16 protein-coding genes are annotated in these 20336 nt (G+C 41.2%); 8 read left to right on the top strand and 8 right to left on the bottom strand.

Annotated elements, in window-relative coordinates; genetic code table 11:
• Positions 1 to 43: 43 nt before the first annotated feature.
• From K8B83_RS03570 to K8B83_RS03545, 6 genes are all read left to right on the top strand, one after another.
• On the top strand, positions 44 to 1048 hold the full coding sequence (locus K8B83_RS03570) for an NAD-dependent epimerase (protein ID WP_188740967.1): 1005 nt from the start codon (positions 44 to 46) through the stop codon (positions 1046 to 1048).
• A 57-nt stretch (positions 1049 to 1105) separates the two neighbouring features.
• Positions 1106 to 1846: a glycosyltransferase family 2 protein gene (locus K8B83_RS03565; protein ID WP_188740966.1), complete on the top strand. Its 741-nt coding sequence runs from the start codon at positions 1106 to 1108 to the stop codon at positions 1844 to 1846.
• A complete protein-coding gene (locus K8B83_RS03560; protein ID WP_188740965.1) occupies positions 1846 to 2514 on the top strand; it encodes a TVP38/TMEM64 family protein in 669 nt (222 codons plus the stop codon). The genes K8B83_RS03565 and K8B83_RS03560 overlap by 1 nt, the downstream gene beginning before the upstream one ends.
• A gap of 174 nt (positions 2515 to 2688) precedes the next feature.
• Entirely contained in the window at positions 2689 to 3666 is a 978-nt protein-coding gene (locus K8B83_RS03555) for an ArnT family glycosyltransferase (RefSeq protein WP_188740964.1), read from the top strand.
• A gap of 2 nt (positions 3667 to 3668) precedes the next feature.
• A protein-coding gene (locus K8B83_RS03550) for an IS630 family transposase (protein ID WP_398410195.1) occupies positions 3669 to 4704 on the top strand; the annotation gives its coding sequence in 2 pieces (ribosomal slippage) (positions 3669 to 4133 and positions 4135 to 4704; 1035 coding nt in all).
• Positions 4705 to 4713: 9 nt separating this feature from the next.
• Complete coding sequence (locus K8B83_RS03545; protein WP_188741261.1) at positions 4714 to 5424, top strand: hypothetical protein; 711 nt, start codon at positions 4714 to 4716, stop codon at positions 5422 to 5424.
• A gap of 395 nt (positions 5425 to 5819) precedes the next feature.
• On the opposite strand, the gene K8B83_RS03540 is transcribed toward K8B83_RS03545, so the two are convergent.
• Positions 5820 to 6922, bottom strand: a protein-coding gene (locus K8B83_RS03540) for an IS3 family transposase (protein WP_223419165.1) whose coding sequence is annotated in 2 segments (ribosomal slippage) — positions 5820 to 6658 and positions 6658 to 6922 — 1104 coding nt in all. Because the reading frame shifts where the segments join, the coding sequence is not laid out codon by codon here.
• A gap of 172 nt (positions 6923 to 7094) precedes the next feature.
• On the bottom strand, positions 7095 to 8042 hold the full coding sequence (locus K8B83_RS03535; RefSeq protein ID WP_041155238.1) for an IS30 family transposase: 948 nt from the start codon (positions 8040 to 8042) through the stop codon (positions 7095 to 7097).
• Between the two features lie 570 nt (positions 8043 to 8612).
• On the opposite strand from K8B83_RS03535, the gene K8B83_RS03530 reads away from it, so the two are divergent.
• Both K8B83_RS03530 and K8B83_RS03525 read left to right on the top strand, forming a co-directional pair.
• Positions 8613 to 8960, top strand: a complete 348-nt coding sequence (locus tag K8B83_RS03530) for a UvrD-helicase domain-containing protein (RefSeq protein ID WP_188741259.1) — start codon at positions 8613 to 8615, stop codon at positions 8958 to 8960.
• A gap of 128 nt (positions 8961 to 9088) precedes the next feature.
• The gene (locus K8B83_RS03525; protein WP_223419163.1) at positions 9089 to 12073 is read left to right on the top strand and encodes a Tn3 family transposase; all 2985 of its coding nucleotides are present in this window, start codon (positions 9089 to 9091) and stop codon (positions 12071 to 12073) included.
• 52 nt (positions 12074 to 12125) lie between these two features.
• On the opposite strand, the gene K8B83_RS03520 is transcribed toward K8B83_RS03525, so the two are convergent.
• From K8B83_RS03520 to K8B83_RS03495, 6 genes are all read right to left on the bottom strand, one after another.
• Entirely contained in the window at positions 12126 to 13106 is a 981-nt protein-coding gene (locus K8B83_RS03520; protein ID WP_223419161.1) for a Y-family DNA polymerase, read from the bottom strand.
• Between the two features lie 251 nt (positions 13107 to 13357).
• Positions 13358 to 14878 (bottom strand): ISNCY family transposase, encoded by a 1521-nt coding sequence (locus K8B83_RS03515; RefSeq protein ID WP_223419159.1) that lies wholly within the window; start codon positions 14876 to 14878, stop codon positions 13358 to 13360.
• Between the two features lie 494 nt (positions 14879 to 15372).
• Positions 15373 to 17097, bottom strand: coding sequence for an ArnT family glycosyltransferase (locus K8B83_RS03510; protein ID WP_188740976.1), 1725 nt, complete (start codon positions 17095 to 17097; stop codon positions 15373 to 15375).
• Complete coding sequence (locus tag K8B83_RS03505) at positions 17094 to 17828, bottom strand: TVP38/TMEM64 family protein (protein ID WP_188740975.1); 735 nt, start codon at positions 17826 to 17828, stop codon at positions 17094 to 17096. Before K8B83_RS03505 ends, K8B83_RS03510 begins: the two co-directional genes overlap by 4 nt.
• Positions 17821 to 18543, bottom strand: a complete 723-nt coding sequence (locus K8B83_RS03500; RefSeq protein WP_188740974.1) for a glycosyltransferase family 2 protein — start codon at positions 18541 to 18543, stop codon at positions 17821 to 17823. The genes K8B83_RS03505 and K8B83_RS03500 overlap by 8 nt, the downstream gene beginning before the upstream one ends.
• A 577-nt stretch (positions 18544 to 19120) precedes the next feature.
• The gene (locus K8B83_RS03495; protein WP_223419157.1) at positions 19121 to 20317 is read right to left on the bottom strand and encodes a tetratricopeptide repeat protein; all 1197 of its coding nucleotides are present in this window, start codon (positions 20315 to 20317) and stop codon (positions 19121 to 19123) included.
• Between the last annotated feature and the right edge of the window lie 19 nt (positions 20318 to 20336).

Below are 20336 nucleotides of genomic sequence, written 5' to 3'. Positions count from 1 at the left end.
AACAAAAATACACATTATATGAGAAAAATTTTAGTGATTAATTATGAAGTACTTAGTGACTGGAGCTGCTGGTTTTATAGGAAGTGCAACGGTTAGAAAGCTCAATGCTCAGGGACATGAAGTGGTTGGTGTGGATAATCTTAACGATTACTACGATGTAGCGCTCAAACATGCAAGATTGCATTTCTCCGCACACCCATTATTTCGATTTTATCCTTTTGATATTTCGAGTAAAGAAGCAATTGATACGTTGTTTAAGAAAGAGAAGTTTGAGCGGGTTATTCATCTTGCTGCGCAAGCAGGTGTACGATACTCAATAGATAACCCCCATTGTTACGTTGAATCTAATTTGACCGGTTATTTAAATATATTAGAAGCTTGCCGCCAGAATAGAATTCAACACTTAGTTTATGCTTCTTCCAGTTCCGTTTATGGGCTAAATAGTAAAGTCCCGTTCTCTACGTCAGATCGCGTTGATCATCCTGTTTCCCTTTATGCAGCGACAAAAAAATCTAATGAGTTAATGGCGCATTGCTATTCGCATCTCTATCAAATTCCTACCACTGGACTACGCTTCTTTACCGTTTATGGATCATGGGGACGTCCCGATATGGCGCCTTTTCTCTTTACTAAGAAGATACTAGAAGGAGATACCATCGATATTAACAACAATGGGGATATGTGGAGGGACTTTACACATATTAACGACATTGTTGAGGGTATCGTACGGATTGCAGATGTCATTCCTAGCCCAAATAAGCATTGGAAGGTTGAGGACGGCTCACCCGCGAGTAGCTCTGCTCCTTTTGCGGTTTACAATATCGGACATGGTTCTCCTATAAATCTTATGGATTTTATAAAGGGGATAGAAAACCAACTAGGTATTGAGGCGAAAAAGAACTTCAGAGAGATGCAACCGGGCGATGTCTACCGTACATACGCCGATACTGAAGATCTTTTACAGGTAACCGGGTACAAGCCAAAGGTATCTATACAAGAAGGTATCGCTGAGTTTGTGTCATGGTACCGAGAATTTTATAACAAATAAGAAAAATGATTTTCTGTAGGTTTTTATTTACAGATAGCTTAAACAAGGTTAGAGCTCATGTTGCCGAGTATATCAGTCGTTATTCCAGCTAAAAATGAACAAGGGAATATAGGGAAGTTAGTTAAAGAAATTCATGACAGCTTGAAGGTTTATCCTCAATTTGAAATTGTCATCACTGATGATGGCAGTACCGATAATACCGTGCAGGAAGCGCTTGATGCTGCACAAGAGTGTGGTTGCGACTTGCAGATTGTGAGTCATGAGAAAAGTTGCGGACAAAGTACCGCTGTTTTAACCGCAGTTAAACATGCGAAAGGTGAGTGGATCATTACATCAGATGCCGATGGTCAGAATGATCCGTCAGACATGCCAAGTATGTTAGAGCTCGCCGCTCAAGTGAAAAAACCACATTTCTGTATTGCAGGCTACAGGGCTAAACGCTTAGATACTGCTTGGGTTCGTTTCCAATCTAAAGTCGCCAATACAATACGACATGCTCTGTTAGGTGATGGCGTACCAGACTCCGGTTGTGGCTTAAAAGTCATTCCTAAAGCTACCTATCTTCGATTGCCATTCTTTGACCATATGCACCGTTTTTTACCCGCGTTGATCAAATCCTTAGATGGTGAAATTGTGGTTCATCAAGTGGCACATAGAGACAGAGAAGCCGGCACTTCAAATTACAACGCTTGGAACAGGGCTTGGGTCGGCATCGTAGATTTACTTGGTGTCATTTGGTTACAACGACGTACTAAAAATCCAATGGTCAAAGCTGTAAGTAGTGTGAATAGCAAATAATGAAGTGGATTAAGCTTTTATTTCTCATTGTTGTTGGGGTACTGATTGCCAATCAGCTTGATAATCCTGTTATGGTTCATTTGACAGATAAGAACTGGCTTGTCGGTTACATCCAACAAAATGGTACGACAGGGAAAATGGTGGTATTCCTTTTCAGTGTCATCTTTTTATCTTTTAGCGGGCCAAAGCAAGCAATTGCATTGGTGTTTGGGTATTTATTCAGTATCAACTTAGGCGTTACATTAACATTGTTCGCTTGTATTTTTGCAGCGGCACTAAATTATTACTGCGCTCGGTTTATATTCGCAAACTGGTTATATCGACGCTTCCCGAACAAAATGATTAAGTTCAATTCCTTTGCCAGTCGTAAGCCGTTTTACAAAATATTGCTGTTACGGCTATTTCCTATTGGGAACAACGTTGTGACTAACGTCTTATCAGGTAGTGTCCGAGTACCTTTTTTCGCATTTCTTACTGCAAGTATACTCGGTTATCTCCCGCAAATTATTATCTTTGCACTTGTGGGGGCAGGAATTCAGTCTTCAAGTAACACAATGATATACCTTAGCATTTTCTTTGGTGTCATGAGCGCTATCCTCACAGGGTTTCTTTACAGAGATCATATTAAGAGCCGTGTTGAACTATTAAAAATGGAAGAGGAATTATGATACCCGTTTTCACAAAGTCTAGGTTAGCTTGTTCAGATACTTGCTAGGTCAGAACTAGAAAGCGTGGATCTGCGAAGACACGGGACGATGGGCTAATTCTTTAATCCCAGTAAGACTATCAAATAAGAAATTAAATGGATTTATTATCTTTATTATGATGTGAGTAACAATTCTATGTTAACAAATAACCCTAACCCTAACCCTAACCCTATTAGTGTCTCTAGTAAGCAATATTGGCTGCTAACATTTATCACTGCGCTGGTCTTTATAGCGGTAAATGTTAGTTTTAGGCCTATCTTACCTATAGATGAAACCCGTTATATATCTGTCGCGTGGGAAATGTGGCTAGATAAAAACTGGTTAGTACCACACATAAACGGAAGTCCCTATGACCATAAACCGCCATTTATGTTCTGGTTGTTTAACATCGTTTGGTCTGTATTCGGAACTTCAGAAACAGTGTCGCGTTTGGTGGTGCCAGTTTTTTCTTTGTTAAATCTTTTTCTCGTTAATCTACTGGCTCGGAAAGTTTACCCCGATTCAAAACAGGCACAAGTCTTGTCCCCACTCATATTGTTTAGCTTCTTAGGGTGGTTTTTGTATTCGGGCATGATAATGTTTGATTTAATACTCACGGTATTCTATTTGCTGGCAATATTGAGTCTGTGGAAATACTCGGAGTCGAACCGACCAGTATGGATTTGGTTCACCGGAACTGCAATCGGGTTTGCGCTGCTTACTAAAGGTCCTGTTATTTTTGTGCATTTTTTGCCATTTGTAATGTTAGTTCGTATTTGGCACCCTTCGCCGTCCAATATTAATAAAGCCTTTTTCAAAGCAGTACTTTGGGCTGTTCTTATCTCTGTCGCTATTATCTTAATGTGGGCAATCCCTGCCGCCATATCCGGAGGTGAAGAATACGCTAGAGCAATATTTTGGGGGCAATCTGTTGATCGAATGCAAAATTCTTTTGCTCATGCAAGACCATTCTATTGGTACGTGCTTCTACTTCCTGCTCTTTTATTTCCATGGTTGTTCTTAAGTGGTTTCTGGCGTAGCCGACCATGGGTGGTCACTGAACGCGGTGATACCTTATACCATTCCGCGAAAAAATGTGATCTAATTGCTATATCCGTTACTCACCTTTTTTAGCAATGAAACAACACACCAGTTTCGAATTAATCAGGCTATCCAAGCAAACAGCAGATGCCCGAATGCGTTTGCGATTATTGGCCGTAGCACACTTTCTTGAGGGAGCGAATAGAACTCAAGTCGCTGCTATGACCAAGGTCAGTCGTCGGATTGTGAATCAATGGATCAGCAATTATTTAAGCCAAGGCCTAAGTGGTCTTGAGAGTAAAAAGTCTTCAGGCAGACCACCGCGATTAACAGACGAGCAAGCCAAACAGTTAACCCTGATGTTGACAGAGGCTGCCAAATCAGAGGCCGGTGGTAGACTCACAGGTCAAGATATACGACGCTATATATTGAGCGAGTTTGGTATTTCGTTTCACCTCAATCACGTCTATAAAATACTTTATAAACTCGGATTTAGCTGGCTTTCTAGCCGTTCTAAACATCCGAAACAAGATGTTGAAGTCATGGAGGCTTTTAAAAAACTTCCCCTTGTCAACGATCGTTGACATCCCTGTTTTTGTGTCGCCGGCTGATGTAGATATCTGGTTTCAAGATGAGGCGCGTATTGGTCAGCAAAATACCACCACCAAACTTTGGGCTGAAAAAGGTACCCGTCCGCTCGCAGTGAGGCAACAGCAATTCGAGTATGTCCATCTTTTTGGTGCGGTTTGTCCGAGAAGCGGAGCAACTGAGGCCTTCATTTCACCTTACATCAATAAAGAGGTAATGCGACAACACTTGGGACAAATTTCCTTGGCGACATCAAGCGGGCGCTATGCTGTCGTGATTATGGATGGCGCGAGTTGGCATGCTAATGATATTGCAGATGATTTTGAGAATCTATCTATCGTAAAGCTACCGCCTTATTCTCCGGAATTAAACCCAATTGAGCAAGTGTGGAGTTGGTTGAGGCAGCATAAGTTAGCTAATCGTTGCTTTGAAGGTTACGAGTCAATAGTTGATGCCTGTAGTGAAGCGTGGAATGCATTCATTGAAGATAAAGAGCGTGTGAAAAAAATGTGTCATCGACAATGGGCAACAATGATCACTTAGTTATGCGGAATGGTATTATGTCTTGCCTTATTCGCGATTATACTTGTAATTTTTAGCTGTTTTAGCGGTAAACAGATCCATTACTTATTCCCCACTTTTCCTTTTGTCGCTGTTTGGATTGCTAAGCAAGTTGATTTAAGAAAATTCAAAACAGAGTTCGCTGTAGTCGGTATTCTCATCCTGATTGTTGTTTTAATTTTTGGTTCACAATTTTGGGTTTCAAAAGCGTTTCGAAGCGCAGAGATTACTGATTTGTATCAAAGTTGGGGAATTCTTCCTCTACTACTTATCGGTTTACTTTTGTGGAAAAAAACACTTCCTATCGATCGTTTGGCATTGAACATTGGAGCTCTACTATTAAGTTTATCTGCGCTATTCGCCAGTTTGTCTCCTGTACTCAAGAATGTTTACGACGTAACTGAGCCAGGTCAACGTATCCATCAACTGCAATCTGAAGGGAATCAAGTCTCATTTATAGGGAAATACCACAATACTTTTGGATACGCGGGAAAATTGGAGATACCGCTACATCTAGTACCATCCAACCAAGCAGAGCGTGATGCATTTTTGAGAACAGAGCCTGGTTATACTGTCTGGATTCAACGTCATGAATCGAAAGCGCTAGAAGAAAACGCGATATACACGACCCCTTTCCGTGGACAGAGGCTGTACGTTATCGAAAATAAAGAGCTCGAAAAAGTATTACAAGCATCTAAGTAAGCAGTGTAACTCAGTAAGGCAAGTTAGTGATGGATGATTGGGAGTTAAAGGTAATCTTTAACACGATGGATAACTATAAAATAGAGTTGGGTTCGTACAAAGATCTGCAATCAAACATACTGGCTGAGTGGCTGCTTGCAGGGTACACAAAATAGTTTAGCCGTTTTTCTCTTGTTATGTATGACGATGACGGAATGTTTTTGAACTCTAAATTGCTTTCGCATGAAGCGTTTAACCAGCTAATTATCAAATGCTACATTGATAATTAGCTGGTTAACTTGACCATTTTGCCACGTCACTTTTAATGTATGGTTATACGTATACAAACCTAACGATTACTTCTGAAGTATCAGAATTTTTAGGTGAGAAGATATTGTAACCATCCCTTATATCGATCATATTTTAAGAGAGTTTTCCTTATTTAACCGCTCATACAGTTTGGGCGGTAAATCATTCAGTGATTCATGTGGCCGATCATAATTATATTCTTCAATCCAACTATCTGTGATTTCCCTAACTTCAGTCAAGCTATTGAACAAGTAACTGTCTAATACTTCATTTCGATAAGTGCGGTTGAATCGTTCAATATACGCATTTTGCGTAGGTTTACCTGGCTTAATAAAATCTAACTTGATGCCGTGTTGTTCAGCCCAAATCTCAATTGCATGTGAGATAAACTCAGGTCCATTATCTTGTCTTAACCGCTTTGGATAACCTCGATAAGCGGCAACCCTATCAAGTACTCGTATCACTCGCTGAGCTGGCAAACTCGAATCCACTTCGATAGCTAAAGCTTCCCGATGATAATCATCAATGACATTAAATGTTCTAAACGACTTTCCAGAAAATAAGTTATCGCTCATAAAATCCATTGACCAGCATTCATTTGCCTTTCCAGGAACGGCTAGTGGCTCAGGCTCTCGAAAAGGTAAGCGCTTTTTGCCTTTACGCCGTAAGTTAAGCTTCAAACCACAATAAATACGGTACACACGTTTATGGTTCCATTTATGCCCTAGGAGCCGTAGTCGCTTAAATATCTTCCGAAACCCATAGGCCTTATGTTTCTCTGCAATGTCTGATACAGCCTCAATGATGTCATTATCATCGACACGTTTAAGTTGATAATAAAATGTGCAACGACTGATACTTAACGCATCACAAGCCAACACAACACCTAGGCCAAATTCATTAATGGCATAGTGGGCTAATACCTTTCGCTCTGCTGGCTTTATAGCTTTTTTTCAACAATGTCTTTGAGTGCCATGTTTTGTAAGCTGACATCCGCAAACATCTTTTTAAGTTTGGCGTTCTCGGCTTCTAATTCACGCATACGCGTTAAATCTGAGGCTTGCATCCCACCGTATTTTGATTTCCATTTGTAATAGGTGCTTTGACCTACATTATGTTTGCGACATAACTCAGGCACCGTGAGTGCGCCAGACTCGCCTTCTTTGAGGATATTGATAATTTGGCTTTCAGTAAAACGTGTCTTTTTCATGTGATTCTCCATTTGGTTTAGTGTAAATGGAAAACTCTATTTAAAACATTCTGACTTTAAGGGAGGTTACAATATTGCACATCAAAAGACGAACAGAGTTCATTCTGCAATAACTAACAACTAACATCAGGTTAACCCCGAATTCAACTGCGAAGTGCGACACTCGTCAATATCAAGCAGCCAATGCCATTTCTTTAAATACAATCGCTGGCTGCTTGAAGCCTAAACACTTTCTTGGTCGATAATTTATTCGCGATAGAGCGAATTCAATATCGCTATCCGTTACTGTTGTTAGATCGGTTCCTTTTTTCACATATTGCCTTAAAAGGCCGTTAGCATTCTCATTGGCTCCACGCTCCCAAGAGCTATAAGGGTGGGCAAAATACACATCAGCTTCCAACTCCTTTGCGATGGTTTCATGACCTGCAAACTCTCTCCCGTTATCTGCCGTGATGGTATGCACATGCTCCTTATAAGGCATGAGTAGCTCTATGGTTGCTTTGGTGACATCATCTGCTGACTTAGATGGCACTTTTTTTACCACGTAAAATCGTGTTTTACGCTCCAAAATAGTCACCATAGCCCCAGTGCCGTGTTTGCCTAAGACAGTGTCGATTTCCCAATCACCAAATCGCTCCTTACTGTCAACGATGCTTGGCCGAACATCGATAGAAACGGCATTCTTGATAGCGGGCGCTTTTTCTTTTTTACCGCGACGATACCGCTTGTGTCCTTGTCTCAAATGGCGATATAGCTTGCCACCCAAGCGTTTATCCTGTGCAACAAATCGGTAGATCCACTCATGGCTGACAGCGGCACCGACTTTCGTTAATACACTGGAAATTTGCTCTGGGCTCCAATCCGCTTCTAAAAGCAAGCGGATAAAATCAACACGCTCCTGTGGTATACGGTATTTACGCGCTGATGTGCGTTTTTTGATTGATAACATCTGGGCTTCGTTAGGACAATAATGTCTGCCCTTGCGGCCGCGTTTAAGCTCCCGGTATACCGTAGAGCGATGGCACTGAACAGTTTTAGCTATTTCAGAAACCGAAATTCCCCGTTCCAAAAGAGCCGAAATCTGATATCTTCTGCCCTCGGTCAACTGCTGATAATTCATGGTAGTACTGCTTGTTTCTTTGACGAGAAGAGCGTACCACTTTTAGCAGTTGGCCTCCTCTTCTACACCTTTCCATGAATGTCGCACTTATTATCTGAAATCGGGACTTTCCCATACCTGACTTAATCCGTATTTTGCTAAATTAAGTAGAAACTCTAACGAACTTCTGTCCAAAAGTGAGTTACAAAGAGATACGCTTTCAGTTGTCATAAACTGACAATTCTTAATTATAGTATCTAGGTGCCGTTCCGATTTGTCAGACTATGGGTACATTTTATGTCAAAGTATGGTTATATCTTTTCTGGAAATCATTATTGAAAGCTGGAAGTTGCCTATGTCAGACTTTGTTTACAGCGACACTCTGACTGGCGTGAAGAAGTTAAGAGGTATTGGGGTGATAAATCGTCTAAGTAAAACTTGATCAAACTCGTAATCTGCCGAGTATTATTCAACCATAATGCACGAAATTAATGTTCAACGTCCAAATTGGCACTTCAAACGCGCAAGAATGGAGTGTCGTGCTGATATTCTTGTGAAATATATCTAGGGCCGACATATTTAGGACACATCGTGAGTTTAAGCACTGAACAAGACGCAGTAACAAAGAGCTTGAAATACCATAACCTTGTTTTGGCACTGCCTGGTGCTGGTAAAACTCATACGATGATTTCATTCATCAGTAATCTGGTCGAAAATCCACTACATAAAGTAATCGCTTTAACGTTCTCCAATGCATCAGCTGCTGAAATGAAGTCGAGAGTAGGTAGATTGGTTAAGGGGCACAAACGTAAGCAAATCTTTGTGTCTACCTTTCATTCGTTAATTTGGAGTCAAACCAAAAAGCATCCAAACTTCAGTGGGCGCAAATTGTTAACGGGTTCGAGTGGTCAGCGAGTCACTAACTTTATGGGGTTCTAGGGATTTTCCCCTCTAAAGTAACATAAATCGCCATACTCACGATATCTAAAGGCATACAAAGGTGGGTTACTTCTCCAAAGTATGGCAAATTATGAGGTTAACTACCCCTTAAACTTAACGTAATTCCTATGGCTATAAAAAACGAACTCTCAATTCTTACCAAAGCTGAGCAGCTTGATCTATATTCTCCGCCACTATTAACCCTTGAACAGCAACGATTGTATTTTACGCAAAACGAGATCGAGTTAACAGAGTCGAAAAGCATTCGCCTAAGGAGCCATCGATGCTATTTCATTGCGTTATTAGGGTATTTTAAGTCTAAGCCTGTCATTCTTTCACCTAGCTTTAACCTCATCTTTAACGATATGCAGTTTATTTCAACGCAAGTTCAAGGAGGCAAAGGGCTCAGGCCTTTCAGCATAAATAAGATGCAGCGTGACCGTATTTATCAAAGAATACTGAGGCTACTAAACTATCAGAAATGGGAAGAAAGTCTGCACTTTGCGCCGTTGTACGATCATCTTGTAATGGTCGGCAAAGCTTGGCTTGAGCCTCGTTATCTATTCGATGCAGCCGCTGAATCTCTAGCAACTCATAGAATTGCCATCCCTAAATATACTGTCTTACAAAAGCTTATCAGTCGTGTTATCCAACAGGTAAAGAAGGGGTTAAATAATAAGCTTCGTATTCATGTTTCATCTGAACTACACGAATTTCTAAATACTATTATCGATGACAAAGATGGGCTCTCCTTAAGCCAGCTTCGAGCAGGTGCAAAAAGCGTTATGGTGACAGAGCTAAAAAAAGAACTGATTGTTTATCATCAGTTACAGCCTTATACAAGACAGATTGATGATGCTGTTAAGGACTTAGCCTTATCGTCTAAAAACCAACAACACTTCGGTGAAATGGTGGATTATTATGGTAGTAAACTAAAACGCTTTAAGCGTCCACAGCAACACCTATGGTTGCTGTGTTTTCTGACTCAACGCATACGGCAAAGCTTAGAGCGACTGACTGATGGTTTTATTCATCATATCCGGAAACAACAAGAAGCTGCGCATGCGTTTGCCCAACAGGCAGTGTTTGATTCATGGAGGTCAGCTGCGGACAATGTCACCAAAGCTGCAGAATTACTCCATCTGTTTGTTGATGACAGTATCGACGATAATCAACCATTTGCAACGGTTAGGCAACAAGCATTAAGTGTAATGAATAACCAAGATATAGAAACGCTATGCCTGTACTTAAAAAAGCAAAAACGCACAGTAGAAGAATATCAATGGCAATATTATGATGATCAAAACACCTTACTTGAACAGTTATTAAGGCCCGTGTTTCTATGTCTTGAATGCCAAGCAGGTAAAGGCTCAGAAGTATTGGTGACACAGCTCAGAACCACAAAAACAGAACTATTAGCAGGTAATACATTGCAAACAATGGATAGTACACTTATCCAACAAAAACATCGTCCATGGTTACTCAACAACGATGTTGTTCATCCACAGCGATACGAATGGTTGCTTTACCGTCAACTGGCTTCTCGGCTTAATGGTCGAATTTACTTATCAAACGTCACTAAATATCGTGCGCTAGAAGACGACTTAATTGCATCGTCAATACAGTCTGATCTATTGGCATCGTCAACGTTGGAAAAGCTAAAGCAGCCGATTCAGAAGCTACTGCAAGTAAAACAAATACGCTTAGCAACATCCCTAGAAGATGTTGCTCGTCACATTGATAATGGTGATAACCGCAATGTGATCATGAAGAGCCGAAGTGGCGCACGATGGCGACTGCCAGTTAAAGGCTCCCGATCATTTGTCAACAACCCCTTCTTTAAACAGATGATCCCCGTCAGTATTGCTGATGTGTTGCGTTATGTTGAACAAGAAACCAACTTTATGCAATGCTTCGCACACGTGCTGCCAATCCAAAAACAAGTAGGCGCCAATCAGGATGATTTATTGGCTATTCTCATTGCGAATGCGACACATCGTGGCGTATATGGGATGGCACAAATATCTGATCGCAGTTATGAGCATCTAAGCACTATACAAGCTAATTATATTAGGCCTGAAACCTTGCAAGAGGCAAGTGATATCATCAATAACGCAGTAGCGGCACTCCCTATTTTCCGTCACTATCACATCCAAGAAGACGTCCTACACGCCAGTACCGATGGGCAAAAATTTGAAACTCACCTTGAGACTTTTAAAACTCGCTACTCCTCGAAATACTTCGGCACCAACAAAGGTATTACGGCCATGACGTTAGTTGCCAATCATAGTGCGTTAAATGCCCGTATAATAGGATCTAATGAGCATGAGTCCCATTATATTTACGACTTACTACAATCTAATACTAGTGATCTTAAGCCTGACGTACTCTCAACCGACACCCATGGTGTTAATCATGTTAATTATGCCTTATTGGATTTATGCGGTTATAGTTTTGCGCCTAGGTATGCTCAGTTCACCAGTGTGATCAATGACCTATTTAACGTAACTGAAAGCGACGACGGAAATACGCATCTGGCGCTGAAAAAGCCGATAAAAATGAATGTGATTGAGGAAGGCTGGCAGGATATTCAGCGTATTGTGTTATCCCTTCAAGAAAAACGCACAACACAGGCATTGCTAGTACGCAAATTATCTGGTTATCCATCTGGACACCCTATATTACAAGCATTAACGGAATATAATAGGCTCATCAAAGCCCAATATTTACTTGATTATATTGATGATGCAAGTCTGCGCCAATATGTTCAACGAGCACTGAACCGAGGCGAAGCCTGGCATTTCCTCAGGCGAGCCATTGCATCGGTCAATCGTGACCAGTTCCGCGGAAAAAACGAATCAGAAATAGTCGTTTGGAACGAGTGTGCCCGTTTGACGGCAAATGCAATTATTTACTTTAACTCGATGATCCTAAGTCATCTACTACTGCACTTTGAAGACGTTGGTGACGAGGAAAAAGCTGCAATAACTCGACAAGTATCACCCGTTGCATGGCAGAATATTAATCTAAGCGGCACTTATCAGTTCGCTAGTAACCGCAAACTACCTGATTTACAGGAAATAACTAGGCCTATTGTTCAAAATGAAGTCTAAAATGAAAGGTAACCCAGCTCCACAAGCCACTAACTGCTTGGGTTATGGCGATTTATGTTACTTTAGAGGGGAAAATCCCTAGAACCCCTGATTTATAAAATCGCACCCCAGGCTTATATATTTTCTCAAGCGCTTGGGAAACCCGATTCGAAATCAAGCGTGAATCACAACTTGGCACTTCCATCTTCACGACAATTTGTTTTGAATAAACCCTATCATCATCGTGAGGTGAGTTTGAAGCGAACACCGTCAGTGCTTTTGTTAAGGAGCCTTGCTTTCTTAGCTTTCTAGCGACGGCTTCGGCATGACCGATCAAGGAGCGTCTTAATTCATCTTTGCACGTCACGCGCTCACCAAATGACCGGCTACTGTAAATTTCTTTTTTTGCTGGTCTGTGATCATCCCAACTCAAGCGAACTTCGCCACGTAACTCACGAACGGTATTTTCAACAAGTATAGAGAAACCTTTGCGTATTTCTTGCGGGTTGGCTTTACTCAAATCCCACGCTGTTTTATAGCCGATAGCTTCTAGTCGCTTTGACAGTTTTCCGCCAATTCCCCAAATGTCTGATAATGCCATTTGAGACAGTATGTTGAACCTTGATTTTTCATCGTTGATAACAGCAACACCGTGATAGCCATGTATTCGTTTAGATGCGTGATTAGCTGCTTTTGCAAGCGTCGGTGTTACACCGATGCCCACGCCAATTGGTAGCCTCACTTCTCGCCATACAGTGCGCCTCATGAGTTCCCCTAGCTCAAGCCATTGACTTTCGTCTTGAGCAGAGTAAAAGTCCCCAAAGTCCAAAAAACATTCGTCAATCGAATAGACGTAACTTTCCTTGGCAAACCGTGAGCAAGTCTCCATCATCTTATTACTAAGGTCCGCATATAAAGCATAATTTGAGCTTCTCGGCACGACACCCGCTTTATCTAATTCCTTTTTAATTTGAAAGTACGGTTTGAATTTGAGGGACAGACCTAATTTTTTCGCTAGACCACAAGCAGCAACGATGCATCCGTCATTGTTCACCGTTACACGTTTTACCCCCTAAAATGTTATGAAAAACCTTTCTAAATAAAGCCTGTAGCCTGCTTTGTGTAATTCTCACCGATATTAAGCAATAAGTTGAGAATTTTTTGATATGGGGCTCATGAATTCTCAACAATTAAGGTGAATTAATTAAGGTGAATTAATGTGATTACCAAGGGAGACTGTCGGTCTAATTACCGAGCGACTTTGTCGTAAATAGCATATCAGCCAGTTGTTAAACTGGCTATGATTTATGCCGATTCTTGCAACGCTTGCGACTTTTCAACTCTCAGTGCAGTGGTATTCATATTGTTTCTTAGCCACATGCTACGCACACCGCCTGCGCTAATATCAATACCGAGGGCTTCAGTCAGCTTGATGGCCACTTTCTGTTGACCAAGGTGGGGATGCTCAACGGAGAATTTTACGACTGCATCTTCGATGGCTTTATGTACACAGTTTTTATGCCTTATATCGGGAGTTTCTTGACGTTTTAAGGCATCAGGACCGCCTTGCTTAACCAGTCTTAAGTGTCGGTGAATAGTGTCTCGTGACACGCCACTTTGGCGTGAAGCTGCACTGATACTTCCAAGCTTTTTGATTAATGCTAATACCTCTAGTTTCTTTTGTACTGCTAAGTCTTCTGATTCAAGCTTACTTGGCTCATTTACTTCAGATACCTTGAGTTGCCGCCCTGCGAAGTGTGCGGTGAAGCCTTTCTTGCTGGTATTTCGGATCTCAATTTTCTGATTAGCTATGGAATGTTTTAGCGGTGAATCAATCAAATAGAACTTGTTACCGTAGCTGAAGGTGTGGTCATTGCGGATCTTACGATGGTCTTTAATGACGCAGATATCATCAAGGTTGGTGTGTTTCGATAATGGTGTAAATTCAGGCGCTTGCTTTGATTTCACTTGAATTCTAGACTGCCAGAATTGTGGGATGAATACATGTTTCAGGTATGCATTGGCACTGGCTATATCTTTAATATTGTTAAGCCTTAGCTCAGGTACAAGGCGGTCTTGAAATGTATCAAAGGCACGTTCAACACGGCCTTTACCTTGAGGCGAATTGGCGAAGATAATCTCAATACCCAATTCTTCACATGCACGCTGCATTTGTGAGAAGTTGCAACGCTTAGGGCCACCGAAGATACCCGCTCTATCCACGTACAGCGTTTTAAACACGCCCTTAGTTTCGATGCAATCGCGCATGACTTTCATGCAACCAGCGGTGGTTTCAGATGGGAAGAACTCTGCATGTACTTCACTGGTGGCATCATCAATCATCGCAATCAAACAATGCTTCTTATCGCCAAACCAACGATGGGGACTACCATCCATCTGCATCATTAAGCCCGGCGCTGCCATACGCTCTCTGCGTTTACGTACGATACCGCGCCGACGTTTAGCACGTTTTACATGGTGAATATCATGTGCCCATCCACGCAGTGTTTCTCGCTTTACAGTTATCTGTTCATTCACTTCAAGCTGCTCAGCCAAGTGCAGCAAATTCAAATCAAAATACTTATCTTTAATTAAAGATTGAACTGCTTTTTTAATTGACGCTGGTGTTTTATTTGGTGGTGACTTACCACTGTTACCATGGACAACAAACTGAATACCGACTTTCTGATATCTCTTTACATAGCGTTCTATTGAACGTCTAGACTTACTGAGTAGCTTAGCTGCATTGGCAATTGTTATTCTGCCTTCAACCACTTTGGCAATTATATCAACGGTTAGTTGAGCTTTAGAATCCATCACAATCATCCTCAACATGCCTCTAGTATTCAAAAAACAAGAACACTAACAAACATGTAAAAAAAGAGACCGACAGTTTCCCTTGGTAATTAGCAATTACGACAGAATTGCTTGGTAATTAAGATACGACAAAGTCGCTTGGTGTTAACAAATTAAGGTGAATTAATCTGAACTCAATCTTACATTTTCTATATACAGAGCTTGACCAAACCTTACAGACGGCTTCGTGCCATGTTCAGACGGTGAGCAGGAGTTATCTGACAGGCTGCTTAGAGCCTAAAAGAAGTTACTAAATTTAACTTGGCCGACCGTCTCCTTTGCCCAAGGAAGCGGACGTAGCGATTTATTGTGGTTTAGTCCCTTTAGAGCGATCTATAGTCGTTCAAGCAATCTGTATAACTTTAAACTATTTGATGTTATCGATTGGTATCCTAATGGCAGGTGATCCGACAAAGCGGTCTTTGTAGACTTTAGTGAAACGTAAAGCGTGCAACTTTTTTTATTCAATATCCATATCGATATTCAGGCAAATTCTCGGGGGCCTGAGTACAACTATCCAAACGACTAGCAGCATTTAATAGAACCCAGTCGACCCTATGGGCGAAGCCTAGATGCATCGCCTTATTTTTGTCAAAACAATCGGTAACCAGTTCATAATTCATAATGACATATCTCTGTGGTTGCGTTTTTTGCCATTCCCAAGCAGCAGCCAGTTGTTTTTGATGCTGTGTATGGTAGCCAAAATGAGTGATTGGGTAAGGCGAAAACAAAATAAACTGTTCAGAGAAATCCACAAGCGCCACTTCTGCATCAGGTTCGATAATGTTACTGACTTCTCGATATATGTTTTTAGGTGTTCGCACGTCATTAAGCAACTGATATCCCAAGGTACTGTAAACACCCCACAACACTGTGATAAAAATTGGCCAACTTTGCCACTTTTTACCTTTAAAACACCAAGCACAACTGAATATCCCCGCGCCACCAATTATGAGGAAAAACAGCCAAGGTACAATATTGTATTTATCACTTATACCAACAGTAAAACTAACCTCTGCGAAGCCTGCCAGTGCAAAAACAACAAATGCTGTAGACAGCAATCCTACGGTTGTCCATACCAGACTAACAAGCACTTTACTTTTCAATAACTGAGCAAAATACGGAGCCGTTATCAATGCCAGCATAGGCAACGCAGGCAGAACATATACGCCACGTTTACCTGAACTTAGACTGAAAAACAGTATCACCAGCATAATCCAACTAAGAGGCAATATGATCCTCGCATCTAATTGTTTAATCGCCTTGCACCAAGGCTTGACTAACCAAGGTAAGGCTAGACTAATGGGTAGCCAAAAAACGGGGATAACAGAGGTTAAGTAGTACCAAAAAGGTTTAATGTGGTGCCATGAATTGGCATACCGGGTCACAGTCTGTTTGAACAGAATATTGTCACGATACACTTCATATAATGGGTTTTGACTTTGCTCTACCCACCACAACATAGGTACAAACCAAAGGGATATGGCAAATAGCATGACCAGCGGCCCGAGATACCAAAACCAATGATGGCTGATAATGGGAGCCTGTGCATATTGCTTACCAGAAAGGCGCAACAAAATATAAGGTATTAGCATTAGCAATGGCAAAAAGCCGACACCTTTGGTTATTACGCCTATGCCCATAAAAAACCATGCCATGAAGTACCAGCGCCACTTGCCATCAACCAGAGTAAATCTGAGTAATCCGTAACAACCTAGGGTGATAAAAGCACACACCATGGCATCAATCTGCGCCGTTTTGGCCTGTAACATAAACTGGATACTAAAAGTGAGTAGTAGCCCTGCGATAAAGCCGACTTGGGTTGACCATAACTTACGCCCAATGTCGTAGACTAAAAATACGGTCAATAAGCCACTCAATGCTGAGGGTAGTAAAAAAGCAACAGTGATCGAATCGGTTACCCAATAGAAAAACGCAATTGACCACATAAAAATAGGCGGTTTGTCAGGATACAATTCTTGGGCTCTAGCAGGAAAAAACCATTGCCCTGTATCAACCATTTCCTTTGCCACCAAGGCAAATCTTGGTTCGTCGGCAGGCCAAGGATCCCGCAACCCTAACCCAACTAATATCAAGCTAGCAGTAATCGACATTAACCAAAATAGCGCATGGCGATGCTCAGAGGATATATTATAAAAATACTCACCCCAGCTATTATTTGGGGTCATTTATTGATTGCCTCATCTCGTTGCATATTTTCAAGATCGGCTAGCTCACTGTCATCAATCAAACTATCTGCTTTGTATTGTTTATAGAGCCTGACACTCAACAGACTTGAAATAACAAATAGCGCAATACTTAAAACGACTTTCCAAATAGATAGAACAATTACCCCCTTGCCCATTAAAGCAAAAATGGCCATTTGCGGCAGGTAACCAATCAAAGAGCCCAATACAAAAGACAGACCACTCACATGGCTGACACCGGCAACCAGATTAGTCACCAAATTATTTCCAATTGGCAAAAGCCTGATAACGATAGTTTTTGTAAAGGGGCTTTTAGCTAAGAAGCGGTCGATAGCGGATATTTTTTGTGGGTAGCGCTGTTTAATCTGTTTTCTTACTGCAAACCTCGCAAAATACATACTTAAAATACAACCCAAGCCTGCTGATAAAGTCGAGAGTAATGCACCGTTAACAAACCCAAACGCATACCCCCCAAAAAAAGCCAGCAATTGTCTTGGGCTTCCTAATGCAGTCGCTATTGCTCCGAGTCCCAAAAACAGCAACATGCCAGTGAACCCATTATTTCTAATGTGAGCATCTATCCAGTTTTCGTTAAATGACTGAAATACCATGTTATTGGCTACAATGGCCCCGCCAAATATGCAAATGGTCAATAAAATCATAGCCCGTTTCAACCATTTGACTCGAATCAGTGCAAGTAAACGTTCAGTCATGATCTTCAACTACAATAGAGGCTTTATAACGCCGCTGTAGCCAAATCACTCCCAACATATCAACCAAGCCCACACCTAAACGCCCCAACATATTGTATTTCGATTCCCCAAACTGACGATCTCTATGACTTACTTCCACTACTACTATTGTGCCGCCAATACGCTTAACCAGAGCCGGAAGAAAACGGTGAATATGATCAAAGTAAGGTAATGCTAAAAAGGTTTTTCGCGGGAATATCTTTAGACCACAGCCAGTGTCAGGGGTGTCATCACCAAGCAATTTTCTGCGTACACCGTTTGCGATCCTTGACTGAAAACGCTTCCAACGGGTGTCTTTGCGTTGTTTACGGTAACCCGCCACACAAAAATCTGAACCTTGTGGAAGTTTTAGTGCTTGTTCCAATAACAAAGGAATATCGGCAGGATTATTTTGCCCATCTGCGTCCAAGGTTACGATTAAATCACCTACTGCTTTTGATACGCCGGTTCGAACCGCACCACTTTGGCCAACAGAAAAAGAGTGTTTATAAGGCCGCATCTCTGGGGTCGTTTCGGTCTGCATATCCATCGCTTCTGCATAAGTGCCGTCATCGCTACCATCGTCAATATAAAGAATTTCAAAAGTTGCAACATCTCTCAGTGCAGCAACAATTTCATTCACTAAAGGTTTGACATTTTGTTGCTCATTTTTGGCAGGGATAACGATAGACAACATCAAGTGAATATCCATATTGAATAATAAAACAATAGCCTATTCTAATTACCTTAAGGTTTGCTTAAGTTGAGATAGATCAGATTAAGTTCTTAAATGATTCAATCTTGCCGCACTGAATGACTTTAGGATCAATTAAGCCCATCATTCCCAATCCAAACCAAGCACCGCCCACCGTCTGCTGATCGCTCCATTGACGTCAGTCAAGTTTGATTAATCGTATGATGATCTTTGGCTCAATATAGTCTGATAGTTCGAATTCTCTTATGACCGCTATAGGTCGTTAGCTCCCCTTTTGGGCTGCGAACTAGACTGACAATTTATCGCTAAAATCAGTTTAACTGAAGTGACTCTTAATGGTGGGTATTGGCACAAACTTCCCAGTCAGGCTTAACACTCGACTGTCCGGTATTAGGCTCAGAGCTGCCTGATTCAATTCCCAAATGACTACTTAGCCCAAAGACATTCTAAACCTCGTCCTTTAATTTAAAAGTGGTGCTAGAAGCAGTCATCGCCCACTATTTTCAAATTCCTAAAAATAATGAAGTATTTTGGCTCTTTTAATAACTGTAACAAAACTCTAAACGGAGCCATTTTTAAGAATGGCTGCTGCTCCAGAAAACGTAAAGCCTAAGTTATAACAAACATCAGTTCCAACTTTGAGAGATTTAAATTTACTCGTAACCGAATTAGACCTATGAAGGAAATGTGCACCTTTATAGCCAGAACTTTCTAATAGCGCATAGGTGTGCTCTATTTTGACCACTTTTCCAACTAGGTTGAGATTCTTGCCATTATGATCCTTCACAATTCCCCGCACTTTGTGTTTACTATCTGGGCCCATTGCAACCGTCTTTAGGCTACGGATCAATAAAAGATAATCATCATATTCATTGTTTATATAAAGCTGGCGAGCATACCAAAGTTGATTAATATGATTTGTATCCCCCTGCGTAAATGACCTCCTAAAATGATGTTCTGCTCCCAGACTATCCTCAGGGAAATGTTCGATCAATAGCATACCAAGTTTTGCATGAACGAGTTTGTCAGCTGGGCTAGAGTCCAATACTTTCGACAATACTTCTTTGGCCTCATTAATCATTCCTTTTTTTATATAGATATTGCTGAGGCTGGCAGCTAAATAGCTATTAGAATGATTACGGGCAAAAGATCTCTTAAGAGCATCAAACGCCCTTTCACTGTCGCTAAGCAATTTGGCTAGCTTAACCTCATCACCAAGTAGCATTTCATCATCTGGGTACTTTTGAAGTGCTTCTCGTAATGACTTCTCAGCTTTTCTTGTAGATTCAGTAATAAGTTCTTCGTCTTCATTACTTATTGCATCCTCCAGCCTCGATATTGCAACTTTCAATATTGTATCGTAACCATGAGAACTGGTTGATTGCGCACCTGTATAAAATGAAGCTAGCGTGTCAGCTTTATTATAATGTCTCTCGCGTTCTAAACCGCTGCTCTTAGAAGCCTTGATTAGCTCTAGCTCCGCTAACGTATGTTTAATCGTAGAGTTATATGGGCCGTGTTTTTGAGCGAGAAAAAGTAGTTCTTCAGCTTCGTTGTAATTCTGTCGTGCCGAACGCATGTAGAAAATAGCTTTCTGTTGATAGAAATAGTCATCGTCACCACAAATACTAAAAGCTTTCTTGTATATATTTTCTATCCGTTCCAAATCAGAGAATATTTCACTCAACGATCTGTATTTAATGAATTCTCTGAATGCAATCCTGTCCGCACTGTAACCAATATCAAGTGCTGACATAAGTGTTATCAGATTATCG

Source organism: Shewanella inventionis, from assembly GCF_019931735.1.
Taxonomy (GTDB): Bacteria; Pseudomonadota; Gammaproteobacteria; order Enterobacterales; family Shewanellaceae; genus Shewanella; species Shewanella inventionis.
This window is presented reverse-complemented; position numbering and strand designations above follow the sequence as displayed.

Coding starts and splice junctions, on each gene's coding strand:
- K8B83_RS03545 (WP_188741261.1), top strand. CDS start 4,714: ATGGTATTATGTCTTGCCTTATTCGCGATTATACTTGTAATTTTTAGC.
- K8B83_RS03505 (WP_188740975.1), bottom strand. CDS start 17,828: ATGACTGAACGTTTACTTGCACTGATTCGAGTCAAATGGTTGAAACGG.
- K8B83_RS03565 (WP_188740966.1), top strand. CDS start 1,106: ATGTTGCCGAGTATATCAGTCGTTATTCCAGCTAAAAATGAACAAGGG.
- K8B83_RS03525 (WP_223419163.1), top strand. CDS start 9,089: ATGGCTATAAAAAACGAACTCTCAATTCTTACCAAAGCTGAGCAGCTT.
- K8B83_RS03515 (WP_223419159.1), bottom strand. CDS start 14,878: ATGATTGTGATGGATTCTAAAGCTCAACTAACCGTTGATATAATTGCC.
- K8B83_RS03500 (WP_188740974.1), bottom strand. CDS start 18,543: ATGTTGTCTATCGTTATCCCTGCCAAAAATGAGCAACAAAATGTCAAA.
- K8B83_RS03570 (WP_188740967.1), top strand. CDS start 44: ATGAAGTACTTAGTGACTGGAGCTGCTGGTTTTATAGGAAGTGCAACG.
- K8B83_RS03495 (WP_223419157.1), bottom strand. CDS start 20,317: ATGTCAGCACTTGATATTGGTTACAGTGCGGACAGGATTGCATTCAGA.
- K8B83_RS03535 (WP_041155238.1), bottom strand. CDS start 8,042: ATGAATTATCAGCAGTTGACCGAGGGCAGAAGATATCAGATTTCGGCT.
- K8B83_RS03560 (WP_188740965.1), top strand. CDS start 1,846: ATGAAGTGGATTAAGCTTTTATTTCTCATTGTTGTTGGGGTACTGATT.
- K8B83_RS03510 (WP_188740976.1), bottom strand. CDS start 17,097: ATGACCCCAAATAATAGCTGGGGTGAGTATTTTTATAATATATCCTCT.
- K8B83_RS03555 (WP_188740964.1), top strand. CDS start 2,689: ATGTTAACAAATAACCCTAACCCTAACCCTAACCCTATTAGTGTCTCT.